At 72.9% G+C, this 673-nt stretch carries 1 protein-coding gene; it reads left to right on the forward strand.

Going from position 1 to position 673, the window contains the following annotated elements; genetic code table 11:
* Positions 1–68: 68 nt before the first annotated feature.
* A partial coding sequence (locus tag B1205_RS22305) for a zinc-binding dehydrogenase (RefSeq protein ID WP_441338540.1) occupies positions 69–673 on the forward strand: 605 nt, incomplete at its 3' end.

The raw sequence follows: 673 nt of genomic DNA on the forward strand, positions 1-673 counted from the left end.
CGACGTTGCGTGGGTTGGGTGTGGCGCAGGAGCGGATCGCGTCGTCGCGGACCACGGAGTTCGAGGCGGTGTTCGCGCAGGCATCCGGTGGCGCGGGTGTGGATGTGGTGCTCGACGCGCTCGCCGGTGAGTTCGTGGACGCGTCGCTGCGGCTGCTGCCGCGCGGCGGCCGGTTCGTCGAGATGGGCAAGACTGACCTGCGGGACCCGGCGGCGGTGGCCCGGGAACACCCGGGCGTGGCGTACCGGTCGTTCGACCTGAACGAGGCCGGCGGTGAGCGCATCGGCGAGATGCTGGCGGAGCTGCTGGACCTGTTCGAGCGCGGCGCGTTGCGGCCGCTGCCGGTGCGGGCGTGGGACGTGCGGCAGGCCCGCACGGCGTTGCGGCACCTGAGTCAGGCGCGGCACGTCGGCAAGGTGGTGCTGANGACCGGTCAAGCCCGCAACCTGCTTCTCGCGGCCCGTCGTGCTCCGGCCGACGATCCGGCGTACGCGGCGCTGGTCGACGAGCTGACCGATGCCGGGGCGCGGGTGCGGGCCGTCGCAGTGGACCTGGGTGCCGGGGTCGCAGACCTGTTGGACGGCATCGACCTGATTGCCGTGTACCACTGCGCCGGGGTGGTGGCCGACGCGACCATCGCGTCGCTGGACGTGGACGCCGTCGACCGGGTGAT

This window comes from Micromonospora sp. NBS 11-29, from assembly GCF_002140155.1.
Lineage (GTDB): Bacteria > Actinomycetota > Actinomycetes > Mycobacteriales > Micromonosporaceae > Micromonospora.